Here is a 636-nt window from a genome sequence, read left to right as displayed (position 1 = left end):
GCGACACATGGAGCTGACGAATACTAATCGATCGAGGACTTAACCAAAATAGCGCGATTCTCTTTACTTCTTCTTCTACAGTATTTAGTTTTGAGGGAATAAAATTCAATTTTGTATTGAAATTATCCCAAAATCATATATAATAATATATGTCACATGGTTTGGTGGCTATTGCGAGAAGGTCACACCCGTTCCCATCCCGAACACGGAAGTTAAGCTTTTCAGCGCCGATGGTAGTTGGGGGCTCTCCCCCTGCAAGAGTAGGACGTCGCCAAGCTGGCATTATTCCACAGTAGCTCAGTGGTAGAGCTATCGGCTGTTAACCGATCGGTCGTAGGTTCGAGTCCTACCTGTGGAGCCATACGGAGAGCTGTCCGAGTGGCCGAAGGAGCACGATTGGAAATCGTGTAGGCGGGCAAAACCTGTCTCAAGGGTTCAAATCCCTTGCTCTCCGCCAGATATATGTGGCCCGTTGGTCAAGCGGTTAAGACACCGCCCTTTCACGGCGGTAACACGGGTTCGAATCCCGTACGGGTCACCATTAATATAAAAAGTAAACAATGGAGGATTAGCTCAGCTGGGAGAGCACCTGCCTTACAAGCAGGGGGTCGGCGGTTCGATCCCGTCATCCTCCAC

General features: G+C 49.2%; 4 tRNA genes and 1 rRNA gene. All 5 read left to right on the top strand.

From position 1 onward, the window contains the following. Nucleotides 1-160: 160 nt before the first annotated feature. Nucleotides 161-277 (top strand): 5S ribosomal RNA (rrf, locus tag AN964_RS25235). A gap of 9 nt (nucleotides 278-286) precedes the next feature. Next, nucleotides 287-361, top strand: a tRNA-Asn gene (locus tag AN964_RS25230). Nucleotides 362-364: 3 nt separating this feature from the next. After that, nucleotides 365-457, top strand: a tRNA-Ser gene (locus AN964_RS25225). Nucleotides 458-466: 9 nt separating this feature from the next. Further along, nucleotides 467-541, top strand: a tRNA-Glu gene (locus tag AN964_RS25220). A 21-nt stretch (nucleotides 542-562) separates the two neighbouring features. Continuing rightward, nucleotides 563-635: transfer RNA gene (locus tag AN964_RS25215), tRNA-Val, on the top strand. Nucleotide 636 lies beyond the last annotated feature (1 nt).

It is taken from the genome of Heyndrickxia shackletonii (assembly GCF_001420715.1).
In the GTDB taxonomy this organism is placed as follows: domain Bacteria; phylum Bacillota; class Bacilli; order Bacillales; family Bacillaceae_C; genus Margalitia; species Margalitia shackletonii.
This window is presented reverse-complemented; position numbering and strand designations above follow the sequence as displayed.